This is a genomic window from Gilliamella sp. B2717 (assembly GCF_026536675.1).
Taxonomy (GTDB): Bacteria; Pseudomonadota; Gammaproteobacteria; order Enterobacterales; family Orbaceae; genus Gilliamella; species Gilliamella apicola_I.
The window spans coordinates 17,212-34,558 of the sequence record NZ_JAFNNQ010000091.1; the positions used below are offsets into that span (position 1 = coordinate 17,212).

Sequence of the window (17,347 nt, forward strand, 5' to 3'; positions counted from 1 at the left end):
TGCACCTTTATTAAATAAACACAAGTAACATTAATATAATAATACTACCCATTACAATTGAAACCATATACCATCTGAGATGTCCATTTTCGAAGCCGACAATATATGAATTGATTTTTTTTATACCCAGCATAACCCAATTGTCCCAAGTTGCTAATGGATCCTTTTTCAATTTACTGGTTAAAAAGATGAAAGGCTTAACAAAAACAATATTGAGTAAATAATCAAATCGCCATTCTGCTTTACACAGTCGTGTAAAAAATTTCACTATGGGCGTGTTTAACACTTCTTTCACTTCACTATTAGGATGAGCAAATAGTGTATAAGCGATGATAATGCTAAGTAACGTTACCGCAGCAAAAAGAAGCTGGAATGACAATTTTACATTAGTATCTAATGCAGCAATTGGAATTATTCCTTTTATGGGTAACGGAAAATAGATAACTAATGATGAGGTAAATATTAACAATAAGAAAATAGGGCAATAACTCATCCAATTCGTTTTGGCAAATTGTTTAATTTTAGGTTTATGATAAAAAACCATAAATATTAAACGTAATATACTAACACTCGAGAGCAAAATACCTAATAACCCAATGGTTCCATTCATTAAATTATCTTGAGCCATTAATCCCCAAATAATGTCACCTTTAATGTAAAAGGCAGCTGAAATCCAAGGCATTGCACTAAGCGATAACAGAATGACTAAAAAAATGATAAATAAAACGGGGAATTTTTTATATAAACCGCCAATTTTACTTATATCACGCTCACCTTGGCATTTTTTGATAAGTATTGCCGAGGCTAATATGAGTAACGTACTTGTCATTGTATAATTGATTAAACAATTAAGTGATAAACTCCAATGTTGAGTTGAAAATGCATAAAACAGATAACTAATTTGTGTCAGGTTTATGAAAGTGACTATACGTTTAATATCGTATTGTACAAGAGCAATAGAACTCGCAAATAAAACTGTTAGCGATGAAATTATTGTCATGATAGAAAGTACATCGCTTGACATCATAAACAAATTGCTGAGTCTTAAAATTAAATAAACACCCGCTAAGATTACCGTTGAACTTTGCATTAACGCCATTGCAGGCATGGGTGCTAAGGTGCTTTCAGTAAACCATGATTGCATTGGAAACAGCGCTGATTTACTCATTGCACCAAGCAATAGCATTAATGTTATCCAATAGATGATATCTGAATCGATAGCTAAATTAGCATGTGCGAGAGTCAATATATTCCGAATATCTAACGTATGAAGCGTTTGGTAAATTAAAAACACACCAATGAGTAAAAAAACATCGGTCAAATGCATGATCACAAACGCTTTAACAGCTGCAAAACCATTACGGATTTGTTTATAGTAAATACCAATAAGTAAGTAAATACTTAATGTAACACCTTCCCAACCAATTAGCATGACCAACAGATTATCGACTAAAATAATTGTTAACATACTGGCTATTAACAAATTGCTATAAGCATAAAAAGTATAAATATCTTTTTGAGATGTTAAATAATACGCAGCAAAAAAATAGATAAGCATGCCCAAAAAAGCAATTAACACAAGAAAAGTTAATGACAAACCATCTAAGGTTAAAGTAATGGGAACAACAAAATCCCCTATAGAAAACCAATTCCATAATGGTCTGCTATAAATTAATGACATATCAGGGACTGAGTTAGTAACAAAATCAATACAAGAAAATATGGTAATTAATACCACAATCAGCATAGTACTAATGCCGATAATGATGATATTAATTGATCGTATTTGTCTTCCTAAGCTAACAAGGGCTAAAAAAGAAAGCAAAGGAACAATGATAGTTAAATAGAGTAAATTCATCCTTTCATTTCACTTAATGAGTCAATGTTAAAAATTTTCTTTCGGTAAACTAGCTTTCTAAAAAGGGCAAGTCCAACGCACACTTCGGCAAGTACCGCTACAATCGCTAAAATAGCCAGTACTTGCCCATCTGTATGTTGCCAGTGGCTACTTGCAGCAATTAAAGCAATAATGGCACCATTATTCATTATGATTAGGCTAAGGAGCAAAAAATAGAGATTGCGCCGAATCATCACGCCTAGTAAACCAAGGACAAATAAGATAGAAGCTAAAATAAGGCTATGCATTAATGGAATCATATTAGCTCTCCGACGACAAACGATGCATAAAATGATAAGCAATGACCGCTGCACCTAATAATAAAAATATTCCCAATTCTGCCATTAAAATATAGGCATATATTGAAATTTCATGGGTTAATTCATGTGGCTCTTTTAGCTGTGAATAGTCAGTGCTTACTACTCCATAAATAAGGATGACCAGTAAAACAAAAGCTAACATTAGCGGGACTAACCATATTTTAGGGCTAATACCATGTTTATCATTTTCTACATTGTCTTTACGAATTTTAAGTATACTTGCAATGGATAAAAAAAGCGTTACTGTTCCGCCAATAAAGAACACGATATAAAGCACAGCTGATAAATAAGTATTAAGTAGAATCAATATCAACGCTGAAGCAAAAAGCGAAACAATAAGGTACAAAATAGCTTTATCTATTTGTAAGCAACTAATCACTTTCATGCTAGCAAAAATAGCTATAATCGACGCAATATAAAAAACAGCGATCATTAAATAATCCAATATATATTCTCAATCTTATTAGTATATACCCAAATTAAAGCAAGATACAGATTACAGGCGAGCTATTCATTGAAAAACAGTGATTTAATAAAAAATAGAACGTTATTTTTTAATATTAGCTAAGAATTTAAAGAATAAGTGCATTATATTTTCAATATAATTAAAACATAAAAAAAAATAAAAACCATAAAATTTTATTATTTAAATTCAATTAAGCATTGATATAAAGTATATAACTTGAGCAAATTAGCCATTATTTATACTTATTTCTTTAAATTGTGAACATGCCCTTACAGCTTAAAGTTGCTTAACCCTAATTTTTAAATACATAAAATGAGATCAAAATGAACAGTGAATACTCCTCTATGCGAAGTAATGTTAATATGTTAGGTACCCTCCTTGGCGATGCAATAAAACGAGCGACCGGTAACGAAACTTTTGATTTAGTCGAAAAAATAAGGAAGCTATCAAAATCGGCTCAACAAGGAAATAAGCAATCTCATCAAGAGTTACTCAAATTAATAGAACATCTCAATGATGAAGATTTATTACATGTTGCTCGAGCATTTAACCAGTTTCTAAACTTAGTAAATATTGCGGCAGAATATTATGGCATTTCGCCGCACGGGGAAGCGGCGAGCAGTCCAAAAAAAATGACAGACTTATTTACTACCCTAAAAAATTTAAACTTTTCTGAGCAAACTATCACACAAGCCATTAACGATTTATCGATTGAATTAGTATTGACTGCTCACCCAACCGAAATTAATCGTCGTACAATGATTAATACCTATACCGCAATAAATAATTGCTTATCGCAATTAGATCATAATGATCTTGCTGATTACGAAATTGAACGTATTATGCGCCGATTAAAACAGCTAGTTTGTCAGGCCTGGTATACGGATGAAATACGTAAAAAACGGCCTACACCTCTCGATGAAGCTAAATGGGGGTTTTCTGTTATAGAAGACAGTTTATGGCAAGGTGTTCCTCTCTTTTTACGGGAATTTAATGATCAAATCGTTGATGCGTTTAATCAACAACTATCTGTTGAACATGTTCCAATAAAATTTACCTCATGGATGGGGGGAGACCGTGATGGTAATCCTAATGTCACAGCTGATGTGACAGAAAAAGTCATGTTACAAGCTAAATTAAAAGCAATTGAATTATTTTTAGCAGATATTCAAATATTAGTGCGAGAGTTATCGATGACAGAGTGTAACCAATCTGTTATTGATCTGTTAGATGAGCCAAATAAAACAGCATCAGAACCTTATCGAGCGGTGATGAAGCAGCTACGAGCCCGTTTAGTTAAAACGCACAGTTACATAGTATCAGTACTCAATAATGAACAAGTCCTAGCTCCAGCTGATATTTTAATTAAAAATAACCAACTTTGGGATCCACTTTATATTTGTTACCAATCATTAATTGATAATGGGATGTCAACTATTGCTCACGGACCTTTACTTGATACATTACGTCGAATAAAAAGCTTTGGATTACAGTTAGTCAAATTAGATATACGTCAAGATAGTTCTGTTCATACTGAAGCACTTGATGAATTAACGAAAGAACTTAATCTAGGAAGTTATGCACAATGGTCTGAAGAAGAGAAACAAGCATTTTTATTAACCGAACTTCAATCTAATCGTCCATTATTACCCTATCATTGGCAACCTAGTCAAATCGTTAAAGAAGTATTTGACACTTGTCGTGTAATTAAAAAAGCTGGTGAAGAGTCGATTGCTTCTTATGTTATCTCAATGGCAAAAGCACCTTCGGATATTTTAGCGGTATATTTGCTCTTAAAAATAGTCGATTGTGAAAAAAATATCCCGGTGGCACCGCTATTTGAAACATTAGAAGATTTGAATAATGCGAAGACTGTCATGCAAAAATTATTGGATATTCCTTGGTATCGACAAAAAATCCAAGGTAAACAGATGGTCATGATAGGTTACTCGGATTCAGCTAAAGATGCAGGAACCCTTGCGGCATCATGGGCACAATATCGTTCGCAAGAAGAATTAGTCGCCTTATTTGAAAAATATAATATCAATCTTGTTTTATTCCATGGGCGAGGCGGTTCAATTGGGCGTGGTGGGGCGCCAGCACATGCGGCACTCCTTTCTCAGCCACCTGGTTCATTAAAAGGAGGGCTTCGTGTCACTGAACAAGGTGAAATGATTCGGTTTAAACTTGGTTTACCGGAAGTCGCGCTCAGTAGCTTAATGTTATATGCTTCAGCTATACTTCAAGCAAATTTATTACCTCCTCCACAGCCGAAACAAGCATGGCGCAATATCATGGATGAAATGTCAGATATTTCATGTCAGTGCTATCGACGTTATGTTCGTGAAAAAGCAGAATTTGTCGATTATTTTAGAACGGTCACCCCCGAAGCAGAATTAGGAAGATTACCTCTTGGTTCAAGGCCTCAAAAACGGCGAACAGGTGGCGGAATAGAAAGTCTTAGAGCTATTCCATGGATCTTTGCTTGGACACAAAATCGCTTAATGGTTCCTTCATGGCTTGGTGCTGGCTGTGCCTTAAAAAAAGTGATTGAAGAGGGGAAAAAAGATTTGCTCAAAGACATGTATCACAACTGGCCTTTCTTTAATGCACGATTAGGTATGTTAGAAATGGTATACGCTAAAGCTGCACCAAAAATTCATGAGTATTATGAACAACGTTTAGTTGATGCTAGCATGTGGCCATTAGGAGAAGAGTTACGTAATTTATTAACAGATGATATTAATACTGTTTTAACCATTACTGACGATGATAGCTTAATGGCCGATCTACCTTGGATTGCGCAATCCGTTGCTTTACGAAATATTTATATTGAACCGTTGAATTTATTACAAGCAGAACTATTAAATCGTTCTCGTCAACGTAATGATGAAGAAAATACAATAGTTGAACAAGGATTAATGATCACAATATCAGGTATTGCTGCTGGAATGAGAAATTCTGGATAACTTAATAAAAATAAAAAAGGGCAATCGCCCTTTTTTATTTATCTGCTAAAAGTTCATCTAAATACGTTTTAGCATCTCGATCACCTTGCTCACTCGCTTTAGTAAACCAGTAAATTGCCGTATCTTTATTTTTCTTGATACCTTCACCTTCAAGATATTTAATGGCTAAATTGTATTGAGCATCAGCACTGCCTTGTTCAGCGGCTTTAATATACCATTCAATCGCTTTTTTAATATCTTTTGGAACACCACCGCCGACATCATACATTACGCCAATATTATATTGTGCATCTGCATTACCCGCTTCTGCTGCTTTAGAGAACCAATGGGCTGCTAATTGGTTATTAGGTCTAGTGCCTGTACCTGTGGCATAAATAATGCCTAAATTATACATTGCAAGTACATTACCATATTCTGCCGCTTGCGTATAAAAATAGGTTGCAGCAACATAATCTTGAGTCAGACCATCGCCGTGTTCCGACATTAATCCTAAATAATATAAGGCTTCAGGCACATTATATTTCGCTGCTTTACTAAACCAATCGGCTGCTTGCATACGATCTTCTTCTACACCATCACCAAAAAAGTACATAATGCCTAGGTTTAGGTAAGCATCAAACACGCCTTGATCACCAGCTAAAATAAAATAGTTAATAGCACTATCGTTATTTTTGGCGACACCTTCCCCATTTTTGTACATTAAAGCTAAATTATAAAGTGCAAAACTGTAATTTTGATCCGCTGCCAATTTAAAATATTTAAATGCCTTCGATAAATTACGCTTAGTTCCTAAACCATTTTGATACATATATGCTAAATTATTTTGGGCTTTAGCTAATCCTTGGTCAGCTGCTTTTTTAAACCAAAACAGCGCGCGAACATGATTAACTTCAATACCGCCTAAACCTTGTTTATAAATATTACCTAAAGTGTATTGTGCTTGTGCATCCCCTTTTTCTGCCGAAAGCTTTAAAGAAGGAATCAATGAGCTAGGATCAGTCATTATTAGTTCTGGAGCTTTTGATGCACCATTTTCATTAGCTTTGACACTAAATGAAAAAGATAACATTAATACCAATAATAATTGAAATGTCTTCATAGTTTTTATTCATAATAAAAGTGTTATTAAGTATATATTAACAAGATAAAAATAAATAGTTTATATGTTTTTTGATAGATATAATCGATAGATTCTATATAAAAAAATTAAGTTCTGAGCAAAATTAATTTATTATTAATCAATTAAATCATACTATTATATTATAATTCAAAAATTTAGTTATCAAATCACATAACTTTTAAACGTACATAATACGGTTACTAACATACAAAAGGTGGGTTAACTTTCTGTTTAGTTTCTATTGATCGGATAAAGAATTCAAGTACTTTCTGATAATATTTAATTAAAAAATCGACAAATATTACTTTGTTTTAGGTATAAATTACCTTATTAACTTATTTATTCTATTTAAAATATTTAGTAGTGAATAATTTAAATATATTTTAATCTTTATGCTTTCTTAGGCATAGGGGCAACAAATAGTACATATTTAACCTTTTTTTTATGATACAATTTCGACCTTTATAAAATAAATTTGAATTCAGAGGATCAATATGGACTTTTTTATTAATCAAGCGTACGCAGCTGACGGACAAGCCGTTGAAAGCAATCCTTATTTTTTACCGATCATGCTTGTTGTTTTTGGATTATTTTTCTATTTTATGATCATGCGTCCACAACAAAAACGTGCTAAAGCACACCGTGAATTAATGTCATCCATTTCAAAAGGTGATGAAGTGTTAACCAATGGTGGATTGATCGGTCGTGTTTCTAAAGTGAACGAAAATGGTTATATTGCATTAGAATTAAATGATTCAACTGAAGTAATAATCAAACGTGATTTTATTACATCTGTATTACCAAAAGGTACAATGAAATCATTATAATAACAATATTATTATAATAATTCATTGTGTTAATAGTCTAACCCCACAAGAGAATATGTCGTGTTAAATCGCTATCCTTTGTGGAAGTACATTATGTTGGTCGTCATAATTTGTGTCGGCCTACTTTATGCGCTTCCTAATATTTATGGTGAAGATCCAGCTATACAGATTTCTGGCTCGGATAGTGCCAAAATTGAAACGGCTACGCAAAGCAATGTAATAAAATTGCTAGCTGATAATCACATCGATATCAAGTCAATTGTTTACGAAAATGGAACCATTTTAATTCGATTTGCTGATAACGATACGCAACTTAAAGCCAAAGAACTTATTTCAAAAGATTTAGGTGAAAATTATATTGTTGCTTTAAATCTAGCGCCCGCAACGCCAAAGTGGCTTTCCATGTTTGGTGCTTCACCTATGAAATTAGGACTAGATTTGCGTGGGGGAGTTCACTTCTTGATGGAAGTGGATATGACAACGGCATTAGACAAACTCGTAGAGCAATCAATTGAAAACCTAAAGTCTGATTTTAATAATAGCAAACTAAACTTTAAATCCTTGAGTCGCAATAGTGAGCAACAAATCGTCATGGAGTTTGTTAATACACAAGATCGAAACAAAGCCATTGCTAAAATCAATAATTTACAAGATTACAAGATTGACTCTCAAAACGACAACAGCATCATAATCAATATAAGTGAACAACGCTTACAACAAGCTAAAAACGATGCTGTTCAGCAAAACACAACGATTTTACGTAACCGAGTTAATCAACTAGGTGTTGCTGAACCGATTGTACAACGTCAAGGTTCGGATCGAATTGTTGTTGAATTACCGGGAATTCAAGATACCGCATTGGCTAAACGCATTATTGGTGCAACCGCTACACTTGAGTTTAGACAAGTAAATGAAAACAATTCAGCGGATTTGGCTGCTATCATTAACGGTCAAATGCGTGTTCCTTATGGTTCAGAAATAAAATATATGGAAAACGGGCGTCCGGTACTGTTGTATAAACGCATTGCCCTGACTGGTGACCATATAACGGATTCTTCTTACCGATTGAATGAATATTCCCAACCAGAGGTTTCTATTACCCTTGATAGTTCAGGGGGAAAAACTATGCTCGATTTTACTCAAAAAAATCTGCATAAATCAATGGCTACTTTATTTGTCGAATATAAAGATACTGGTAAACGTGATGAAAATGATAAACCAATTTTTGAACGACTTGAACGGGTTATCAATGTTGCAACAATTCAAGGCATCTTCAGTGATCGTTTTCAGGTTACAGGCATTAGTAACATTAATGAAGCTAAAAATTTGTCACTTTTACTACGTGCCGGCGCATTAATAGCGCCAATTCAAATCATTGAGGAGCGTACTGTTGGTCCATCAATGGGGCAAGAAAATATTACTCAAGGGCTAGAATCTTGTGTATGGGGATTATTAATCTCAGTTATCTTTATGTTAGTGGTTTATCGACTATTTGGAGTATTTGCGAGTTTAGCGTTAGTTGCTAACTTAATATTAATTGTTGGTGCGATGTCATTATTGCCTGGTGCGACGTTAAGTATGCCGGGTATAGCTGGTATTGTATTAACTGTCGGTATGGCTGTTGATGCAAACGTACTGATCAATGAACGAATAAAAGAAGAACTGAGTAACGGTCGTAATGTTCAACATGCGATTAATGAAGGATATGCAGGTGCTTGGAGCAGTATTTTTGATGCAAATATCACTACATTAATTACTGCGGTTATCCTTTATGCAGTCGGTACCGGTTCAATCAAAGGTTTTGCGATTACATTAGGTATCGGTATAGTAACATCAATGTTTACATCTATCGTCGGTACTCGAGCATTAGCAAATCTTATTTATGGCGGTCGTCGCGTCAACAAGTTATCAATTTAGAGGTTTATTGTGATTGTTACTAGTAATGATATAAAAAATCATGATGTTAAAGAACTAAATCATGGTCGCAGAGTCCTCGACTTCTTAAAGTTTGGTTTTATTGCTTTTGCAATATCAATGTTACTTGTTGTTGGATCAATTTATGTAATTTTGACCAAAGGATTTAATTTGGGACAAGATTTTACAGGTGGTACAACAGTCGAAATTACGGTGACCAAACCAGTAAATCTTGACGACATCCGTGACAGTTTACGCAATGCTGGCTATCATGAGCCCGTTGTTCAATATTATGGAAGCAGTAAAGATATTATCATTCGACTTGCTTCAGAAAAAAAGGATGACGGTAGCGTATCTTCAGTTATTGATAATGCGTTAGGAGTCAACATTTCAAATTTAATTCATAAAGATATTGATGCAAATGCAGAAATAAAACGAATTGAATTTGTTGGACCAACCGTTGGTTCTGAGCTTGCTCAAGATGGGATATTAGCTATCTGCGCTGCATTGGTTTGCATATTAATTTACATTGCATTTCGTTTTGAATGGCGATTTGGAACAGGTGCGGTTGTTGCGCTTGCGCATGATGTCATCATCACTGCAGGCTATTTATCACTGTTTGATCGGGAGTTGGATCTCACCATAATTGCTGCCATGCTTTCAATTATCGGTTATTCACTTAATGATACCATTGTAGTATTTGACAGAATTCGTGAAAACTTCAGGAAAATTCGTCGAGCATCGCCTTATGATGTGATTAATATCTCATTGACTCAAACCTTACACCGAACTTTAATGACATCAGGTACAACCTTGGCAGTAGTCATTATTCTCTATATTTTCGGTGGTTCAATGCTAAAAGGTTTTTCAGAAACATTGGGCGTTGGTATTGTTTTAGGCACTATTTCGTCAATTTATGTAGCAGCTTACATGTCACTAAAATTAGGCGTTAAACGAGAACACTTTATGCCGCAAAAAAGTGAAGCTGAGGGTGCTGATCAACCTTCAATTATGCGCTAACTTTTACACTCTGCTGGATGCCCAGCAGAGTTATATCAGATTGTTATTTAAACAAATGATATTAAATAGATTGACACCTATTATCGAGTTGAATATTATTAGCCACAGTTTTATCCCTTTCTACTTGGGGCCATAGCTCAGCTGGGAGAGCGCAACGCTGGCAGCGTTGAGGTCAGGGGTTCGATCCCCCTTGGCTCCACCACTTTTTAAATTCATGTGTCAATGTTAATCAAACACAAACGATGACACTAAAGATATTAAATCCTACTTCATTATCATTCCTGTTATCGCGTTACTCATTCTCCTAAAGGCATATACCTACAAGTAAATATCTGAATACATCTATAATTAAAATAGGCAAAAGCTAAAACGAAAATTTAACTATCTTGATTGCATAAGGCTTTATTAATAATCCTAAAAGATTATATATACCGTTACTATGCCAAAATTCGCAAGAAAATCATATAAAGTTAAAGAATGGTAAAGAAATGTATATAGTAAGTAAATAATATTTAATTTATAATAATTATGTAAGGTTGATTTTGTGAATCTCCCTGACAAAACATCTATTTTAAACGATGAATAGATCAATATGTTTTAAAACTGACATTCTGTTTTTATGAAAAATAAAAAATAGAACGACATGATGTAATGAAAATTACATCATGTTTTTTTTGATTTAATTTTAGGTTAAATATTTTATAGGCTATTAATTTATATGAAAAATCATAAGTTTTCTGTTGTATATCAAACTATAGCATTAATAACGCTTTCCAGCGCGACTTATGTTAATGCTTTACCATGTAGTATCGCAAATGGTCAAATTAATGCCACTAACTCTTGCGAGACGAATGAGAATAATCTTACCAATATTAATGTTAACGCAGGGGCGACAGTTAACCATGATACCGCTAGTAGCTTAATTATCAATAATCCTGGGATTGAGTCAAATAGTAACGGAATTAATGTAACTGGTAGTAATGCGAATTATTTATTAAACGCTTCCGATACAACAAAAGATATAACAATCGATATCGGCGACAATAAAAATCAAAGAGGTCGAGGTATTTCTGTTGAAAAAGGTGCCACAGCAACCGTTAAAGCAAATAACGTGACAATCAAATCAAAGGATAAATATACCAACGATTGGAATGCAAACAATGCATTATGGGCAGGCTCTGGCGGTCAATTAACTATTTTTGCTGATAAATTAGATTTATCAGTTGAAAATGCCACAACACCTTATGGAACAATTGGTGTCAACAACGGTAGTATAAAAATCCAAGGTAATAATGGATTGTCAATTGCGACAATTTCTAACACTGGTGGATCAAGTGCCGGCATATGGGCAGAAGGCAAAGGAACGATAGATCTTGATCTTGTTAAAATTAATACTGATTCTTCTCAAGATTATGTCATGGGAGTTTATACCAAAAATAAAGGGTCAACCGTCACATTTGCTGGAGGTGAAATTGGTAGCCTTGCTAGTCGGGCCGGTTCAGCAATTCGAACATTGGAACAGTCACAGGTTATTGCCAAAGGTTATGATAAAGGATCTTTAATTATACAGACTAATGGAACGGATTCACGGGGTATTCGAGCAACGGGTGGTTCATCTGTCATTTTAAATAACGACAAACACAGTAATTTTGTCACGCAAATTCATACTACAGGAAGCATTTCTGATGGTATTAACGCTGGTCGATTAGGGACAATGCATAAGGATGGAAAAATCTTTAAGCATGGCGGTGAAATAGGATCGGAACTCGCGTCTTCAAGCATTGAAACTTATGGTGAAACTCATATAAAAACAGATTCAGAAAATTCTTATGGTCTTCGACTTATTGGTGATGGAGCAAGCATAAAAATGCATGCGTTGGATGGACAAGGTCGTAGTACGATTCATTCAGCGACCACAGCAATACGTTTTAATTTTGGCAATGGTTACAGTCTGAATGAAGATGGTTCTTCGGCAAAAGATCTTGCCCAAAATATGATGCTCGAAAATGTAGACATTACCAGTGATGGAAAATCAGGCAAGTTCGAATTGATTAATACCAGTGATAATAACAGTTTTATCTGTAAACTTGGTGGTTGTGACAAAAATGGAAATAATACCTATGCTAGCGGTAATTTAATTCAGGTCGGGGATCACAGCCTTGATGTCGGTATGTTATCGCATATCAACGATAATAATTTAGCTATGACTGTGGCTGATTCAGTAAAAAATGGTGTGCTGTTATTAAAAAATAGTTCGGCAACAGCTGCTGAAAATACCGATCTATTAAATGTTACTTATGGTGGTGGAACGGCTAAAGTGACTGATAAGGTTTCAAGTAGTTTTAATTTGACGTCTAATGCATCGATCTTAAAAGGGAGTATCTTTACGGATAAAACCTTAGACAAAGACAATCAGACAAGTCAATCCAACATAAGCTTGAATAATCAATCTACATGGTACATTCAACGTGATTCAAATGTGACTAATTTAAATGTCCAAGATAGTGAAATTTATCTCAATCGCTATGACAATTGGAAAGATGAGCAAGGTAAATTACTTGAAAATGCTAACCAACCTTCAAATTATACCGTCTTAGAGACAAATAAACTAACGGGTAATAATAGTCGCTTTTATTTCCAAACTGATATTGTTAACCAAAAAACAGATAAATTAATAATAACCGATAAAGATGGGACGAATGGGCAACATTATGTCATTGTAAAAAATGATGGATCGCAAAGTACGACAGGAACAGAAAAAATTGACATCATTGAAACTAATGGAAATCATGCCGATTTCAAATTAATCAATAAAGTTGAATTAGGTGGTTATGAATATGATCTCAGACAAATTACTGATCCTGATTCAGACGATCTTGGTGGTTGGGAGTTATATAGTACAGGTTCAAAACAGAAACCTTCAAAACCATCAAAAACTTCAACGGCTCAAGCAACGCTAAGCTTTGCAAATACTAACTATCTGCTTGTTTATATTGATATCCAAACTTTATTACAACGAATAGGTGATTTACGGAATATATCGGATCATCAAGGCGATTTTTGGATTAGAGGCGTCGTTGGTCAATTAAACTCATTTGCATCAGTTGATTATAATGATTATAAAATGAATTATCGGGGGCTACAAAGTGGTATTGATAAACTGGTTTATGAATCTGAAAATGGTCGTTTCTATTTAGGTGGTATGATTGGCTACTATGATGTAGATCAAGATTTTAAACAAGGAAGTGGTTCAGGAAAAAACTATAATGTTGGTCTCTATTCTACTTATATCACCAATAACGATTTTTACTTAGACGGCATTTTCAAATTATCCAAATTAAAAAATCAATTTGATGTTAGAGATAGCCAAGGTAAAAATATTTCGGGTAAAGGGAATACCCATGCGCTAAGTCTATCGTTAGAAGCAGGGAAACGTTTTTACCTTTCTGATGAAAAACAAGGGTTATATGCAGAACCTCAGCTACAAGTTGTTTATACTCGTAATGGCGCTGATTCAACAAAAGCGAGCAATGCACTCAAAGTTAAATATGATCGCTATAACTCATTGATAGGACGTACAAGTGTCATAATGGGATATGCGATACCGAATATCAAAAATCAAACCAATATTTACTTAAAAACAGGGTATGTTAAAGAGTTTGATGGTGATACTTCTTACCGATTAAATCATATCAAGGAATCTAATCAATATCGTGGACATTGGTTTGAAAATGCACTTGGTATAAACGCAACCATACAAAATAATCATCATATCTACAGTGAAGTCGATTTTGCTAAAGGGAATAAGTTTAACAAAAAGCAGATCAACTTGGGTTACCGATACAACTTTTAATAACAATAAAATCCTAACAAACTAACTTTATAAGCTTATCCTTATTGGATAAGCTTTTTTTATATATGTCGTAACCAAATATTCCCCCTAATTGAAATTTAATGAGCGATCAGTTGAACAAATCATTTTTTTAATTACAACAGCAAAGTTATTGGTTTTTGTACGATGAAAGTAATATAAACCTTAGAATCTTATTCATGACAATTGAATGTTCCCTTTATCATTAATTTAATAATTATTAAAAAATTCATGATTTTATAAAAGAAATCAACAATATTGATAACACTATCATTAAATTCTTGGCATATCGATTTGAACAGGTCAAACAAGCCAGTAATTTAAAAAGAAGACTTCTGATATTTACGCAAGTGGAGGTTTTGAGTGTATGCTTGAAAAACGAGAACAACAAGCTAATGAATTCGGATTGAATGATGAAATCATCAAACATTTAAACGCTAATCTTGTACAACATTTTATTGAGGAAGCATTGAAATACGTTAATAATCTAGCAAAATAATCATATCGTAATTTTATCAATGACAATAAGAAATTAAGTCTATTGTATGAAAAACAAAAGGTTAATATAAGTAAATTTCACTGCATTAAAATTTACTTTATCACTCACTTCATCACAAATCTTATCCAAAAACAGCTTGATGCCTATCCTATTTTTCGAAAAAATAACCGACTTACGTCAATAGATTAGCTAACCAATTTGGTAATAATTTATAAAAAAAATAATAAATTGAAAGTGAAATGAACAATTGTTTATAACCGTTCTAACAAAATCATTAAACAGCAGTATTGAAGTTGTTTTAAATCTTTAATGGGTAAAAGTATGAAATCTTTTTACAGTATAAAACTAGCCAATTTTCTGAACTTTTTTTCAACGAATTTCTTTTATCATAGTGCAGAAATGCTATTTTTAATCTGGTTCTTCCTATTTTCATTCATATTTTTTTCATTAAAAATCACTCAAAATATATATCAATTAGGCATGATTTCTACGACAAGAGATGAAGGGAAGTTTGAACTTTCAGTCGATGGAAAAAAAAGAAAAAAGTTTGCGTTCAAATATATCAATTATGATAACCCTGTCAGCAATATCTTTTTTATCAGGCTATTTGGCGTTATTTTAAACTATTTATCAATTGTTTTTTGTTTTATCATTCTATCTAACTTATTAATAAATATTGTTTTTTATTTTTTGGGTTTAGGTAAAATGATTAATTTAAAGTACTATAAATACTATCTTTTTAGTGAATATAATATTTATGGCATTGCATGGATATTTGTTGCATTTGTTGTATCGGTAACTTGTTATCTGATTATCTATCATAAATATACAAAACAGTTTTTTTCAGAATTAGATAAGAAAGTTAATGAATCAATGATTTCAAATATTAAGAAATCTGATTTAAGAAGCGGTAGTTTATTGGATGTTAAAGATTTAAAATTTAATGAAGTCGATATTTATGATCCATCAGATTATTATCAAGAAGCGAAACAAAAAGATTCGTTATTTCTTGGTATTGATGATGAATCGACACCCATATTTTATAAAAAAAGTATATGGAATGAAACTAACGTACAAATAATCGGAAAAATGGGAAGTGGTAAAGGTGTATTAGCAACATCTGTATTTATCCAATGTTATGAAAACTATAATGATTTCAACGTATGGTTCGACCCTAAAAACGACGAATGGGCTTATAGTGTTTTCAAGAATAAATCAAAGAAAGATCAGTTCTTTTATATAGATCTTAATCGAGATGCAGAGCCTCAATTTAATATATTCCAAGATATTACCGTCACAGAACTTAATGAATTATTTGTAGCCGGTTTTGGACTTGGCAGAACAGGAACAAATGCTGACTTTTATAAAATTGGTGATAGAAAAGTATGTCGTGAATTGGCTAATCAGTTTGAGGATGAACCAGATAATATCAACATCAACACGATTATGGAAAAATGGAATAAACTACCTAATGAACTAAAACAGCAAGGTTCAAGTTTTTTCGGTCAGCTTGAAGAATTATCTGAATTAAAGTGTATTCAAACTGATAAAGGAATTAACTTAAAAGACATTATATCTGGCAATAAACCCGGCATGTTATATATAACAGGATCGTTAAGAGATGAAAATGTTGTTATGTTACAAAAAATGTTGCTGTTAAGAATAACGCAGATCATCGAAAAAAGGGACAGAAAACAAGATTTAACACACATTAATATCATGCTTGATGAAGTTCGATATATTTTATCTAAAAACACGTTAGAAATGATGGGAACAATACGAGATAAAAAAGCAAATATTATCTATACTCACCAATCGTTAGGTGATTTAGTTGGGGCAAGCCAAGATCTTGATCCTGCATCGACCAAAAATATCATGCTCGACAATGTTGGACTAAGATGGATATATAAACTTGATATAAAAGATAGTGCGGAATGGGCAAGTAATTTAACTTCAGAAACGCTAAAAGATGTAGAAAGAAGAACTTTAAGCTTAAATGATGCAAACGTAGAAATGGCAAGCAAAGAAACAACCATCTTTAAACAAAAAGCCAATTATATTGAAACGAGTGTTATACAGAATTTGCCGAAACGCTGCGGCTTAATTATCGGATTAGAAGGCTTGCCTAAGTTAGCTTACAGTAGCCCAATAATCGTATCTAAATTAGATAAAGTATTACAGATAGCACCTAGATTGGAACTTACCTACAAAAAAACAACACCAAAAAACAAGGTTGAAAAACAACCAGTCAAAAAACAGAAAAAAAATGAGACCACTGTGGATAAAGAATTACTTAATCAAACTACAGGATTAGAAGATTTTTTAGCATCCAAACTTAAAAAAGATAAAAACCTGTCTGATGAAATAATGATTGACATCGAAAGTAATCCTACCGCTCAACCAACGATTATAAATCATGAAGTGATTAAAGATTAACAATTTGT

11 protein-coding genes and 1 tRNA gene are annotated in these 17,347 nt (G+C 33.3%); 8 read left to right on the forward strand and 4 right to left on the reverse strand.

Annotated features, from left to right (window positions below; translation table 11 throughout):
* Nucleotides 1–10: 10 nt before the first annotated feature.
* From J3U35_RS08820 to J3U35_RS08830, 3 genes are read right to left on the reverse strand one after another with little or no spacing between them, the layout of a single operon-like run.
* Nucleotides 11–1,858 (reverse strand): NADH-quinone oxidoreductase subunit L, encoded by a 1,848-nt coding sequence (locus J3U35_RS08820; RefSeq protein WP_267351479.1) that lies wholly within the window; start codon nt 1,856–1,858, stop codon nt 11–13.
* On the reverse strand, nt 1,855–2,157 hold the full coding sequence (gene nuoK / locus J3U35_RS08825) for an NADH-quinone oxidoreductase subunit NuoK (protein WP_267351481.1): 303 nt from the start codon (nt 2,155–2,157) through the stop codon (nt 1,855–1,857). The genes J3U35_RS08820 and nuoK overlap by 4 nt, the downstream gene beginning before the upstream one ends.
* 1 nt (nt 2,158) lies before the next feature.
* On the reverse strand, nt 2,159–2,650 hold the full coding sequence (locus J3U35_RS08830; RefSeq protein ID WP_267360822.1) for an NADH-quinone oxidoreductase subunit J: 492 nt from the start codon (nt 2,648–2,650) through the stop codon (nt 2,159–2,161).
* 356 nt (nt 2,651–3,006) lie between these two features.
* On the opposite strand from J3U35_RS08830, the gene ppc reads away from it, so the two are divergent.
* Entirely contained in the window at nt 3,007–5,652 is a 2,646-nt protein-coding gene (gene ppc / locus J3U35_RS08835; RefSeq protein ID WP_267360824.1) for a phosphoenolpyruvate carboxylase, read from the forward strand.
* Between the two features lie 34 nt (nt 5,653–5,686).
* Here the strand turns inward: ppc and J3U35_RS08840 are convergent, their stop codons facing one another.
* On the reverse strand, nt 5,687–6,751 hold the full coding sequence (locus J3U35_RS08840; protein WP_267351487.1) for a tetratricopeptide repeat protein: 1,065 nt from the start codon (nt 6,749–6,751) through the stop codon (nt 5,687–5,689).
* Nucleotides 6,752–7,266: 515 nt separating this feature from the next.
* Between J3U35_RS08840 and yajC the strand changes: the two genes are divergently transcribed.
* The 7 genes from yajC to J3U35_RS08875 all read left to right on the forward strand — a co-directional run bounded on the left by yajC (nt 7,267) and on the right by J3U35_RS08875 (nt 17,339).
* On the forward strand, nt 7,267–7,599 hold the full coding sequence (yajC, locus tag J3U35_RS08845) for a preprotein translocase subunit YajC (protein WP_065558440.1): 333 nt from the start codon (nt 7,267–7,269) through the stop codon (nt 7,597–7,599).
* 60 nt (nt 7,600–7,659) lie between these two features.
* Complete coding sequence (secD, locus tag J3U35_RS08850) at nt 7,660–9,516, forward strand: protein translocase subunit SecD (protein WP_267360826.1); 1,857 nt, start codon at nt 7,660–7,662, stop codon at nt 9,514–9,516.
* 30 nt (nt 9,517–9,546) lie between these two features.
* Nucleotides 9,547–10,533 (forward strand): protein translocase subunit SecF, encoded by a 987-nt coding sequence (gene secF, locus J3U35_RS08855; RefSeq protein ID WP_411590612.1) that lies wholly within the window; start codon nt 9,547–9,549, stop codon nt 10,531–10,533.
* A 126-nt stretch (nt 10,534–10,659) separates the two neighbouring features.
* Nucleotides 10,660–10,735: transfer RNA gene (locus tag J3U35_RS08860), tRNA-Ala, on the forward strand.
* A 516-nt stretch (nt 10,736–11,251) separates the two neighbouring features.
* Nucleotides 11,252–14,386: an autotransporter outer membrane beta-barrel domain-containing protein gene (locus J3U35_RS08865; RefSeq protein WP_267360828.1), complete on the forward strand. Its 3,135-nt coding sequence runs from the start codon at nt 11,252–11,254 to the stop codon at nt 14,384–14,386.
* 385 nt (nt 14,387–14,771) lie between these two features.
* A complete protein-coding gene (locus J3U35_RS08870) occupies nt 14,772–14,903 on the forward strand; it encodes a hypothetical protein (protein ID WP_267351494.1) in 132 nt (43 codons plus the stop codon).
* A 705-nt stretch (nt 14,904–15,608) separates the two neighbouring features.
* On the forward strand, nt 15,609–17,339 hold the full coding sequence (locus J3U35_RS08875) for a hypothetical protein (RefSeq protein ID WP_267360830.1): 1,731 nt from the start codon (nt 15,609–15,611) through the stop codon (nt 17,337–17,339).
* Nucleotides 17,340–17,347: the final 8 nt, after the last annotated feature.

What these genes read in the sequence shown, in the direction of transcription:
- J3U35_RS08830 (WP_267360822.1), bottom strand. Translation starts at nt 2,650, where the DNA reads ATGATCGCTGTTTTTTATATTGCGTCGATTATAGCTATTTTTGCTAGC.
- ppc (WP_267360824.1), top strand. Translation starts at nt 3,007, where the DNA reads ATGAACAGTGAATACTCCTCTATGCGAAGTAATGTTAATATGTTAGGT.
- J3U35_RS08865 (WP_267360828.1), top strand. Translation starts at nt 11,252, where the DNA reads ATGAAAAATCATAAGTTTTCTGTTGTATATCAAACTATAGCATTAATA.
- J3U35_RS08820 (WP_267351479.1), bottom strand. Translation starts at nt 1,858, where the DNA reads ATGAATTTACTCTATTTAACTATCATTGTTCCTTTGCTTTCTTTTTTA.
- yajC (WP_065558440.1), top strand. Translation starts at nt 7,267, where the DNA reads ATGGACTTTTTTATTAATCAAGCGTACGCAGCTGACGGACAAGCCGTT.
- J3U35_RS08840 (WP_267351487.1), bottom strand. Translation starts at nt 6,751, where the DNA reads ATGAAGACATTTCAATTATTATTGGTATTAATGTTATCTTTTTCATTT.
- J3U35_RS08870 (WP_267351494.1), top strand. Translation starts at nt 14,772, where the DNA reads ATGCTTGAAAAACGAGAACAACAAGCTAATGAATTCGGATTGAATGAT.
- J3U35_RS08875 (WP_267360830.1), top strand. Translation starts at nt 15,609, where the DNA reads ATGATTAATTTAAAGTACTATAAATACTATCTTTTTAGTGAATATAAT.
- nuoK (WP_267351481.1), bottom strand. Translation starts at nt 2,157, where the DNA reads ATGATTCCATTAATGCATAGCCTTATTTTAGCTTCTATCTTATTTGTC.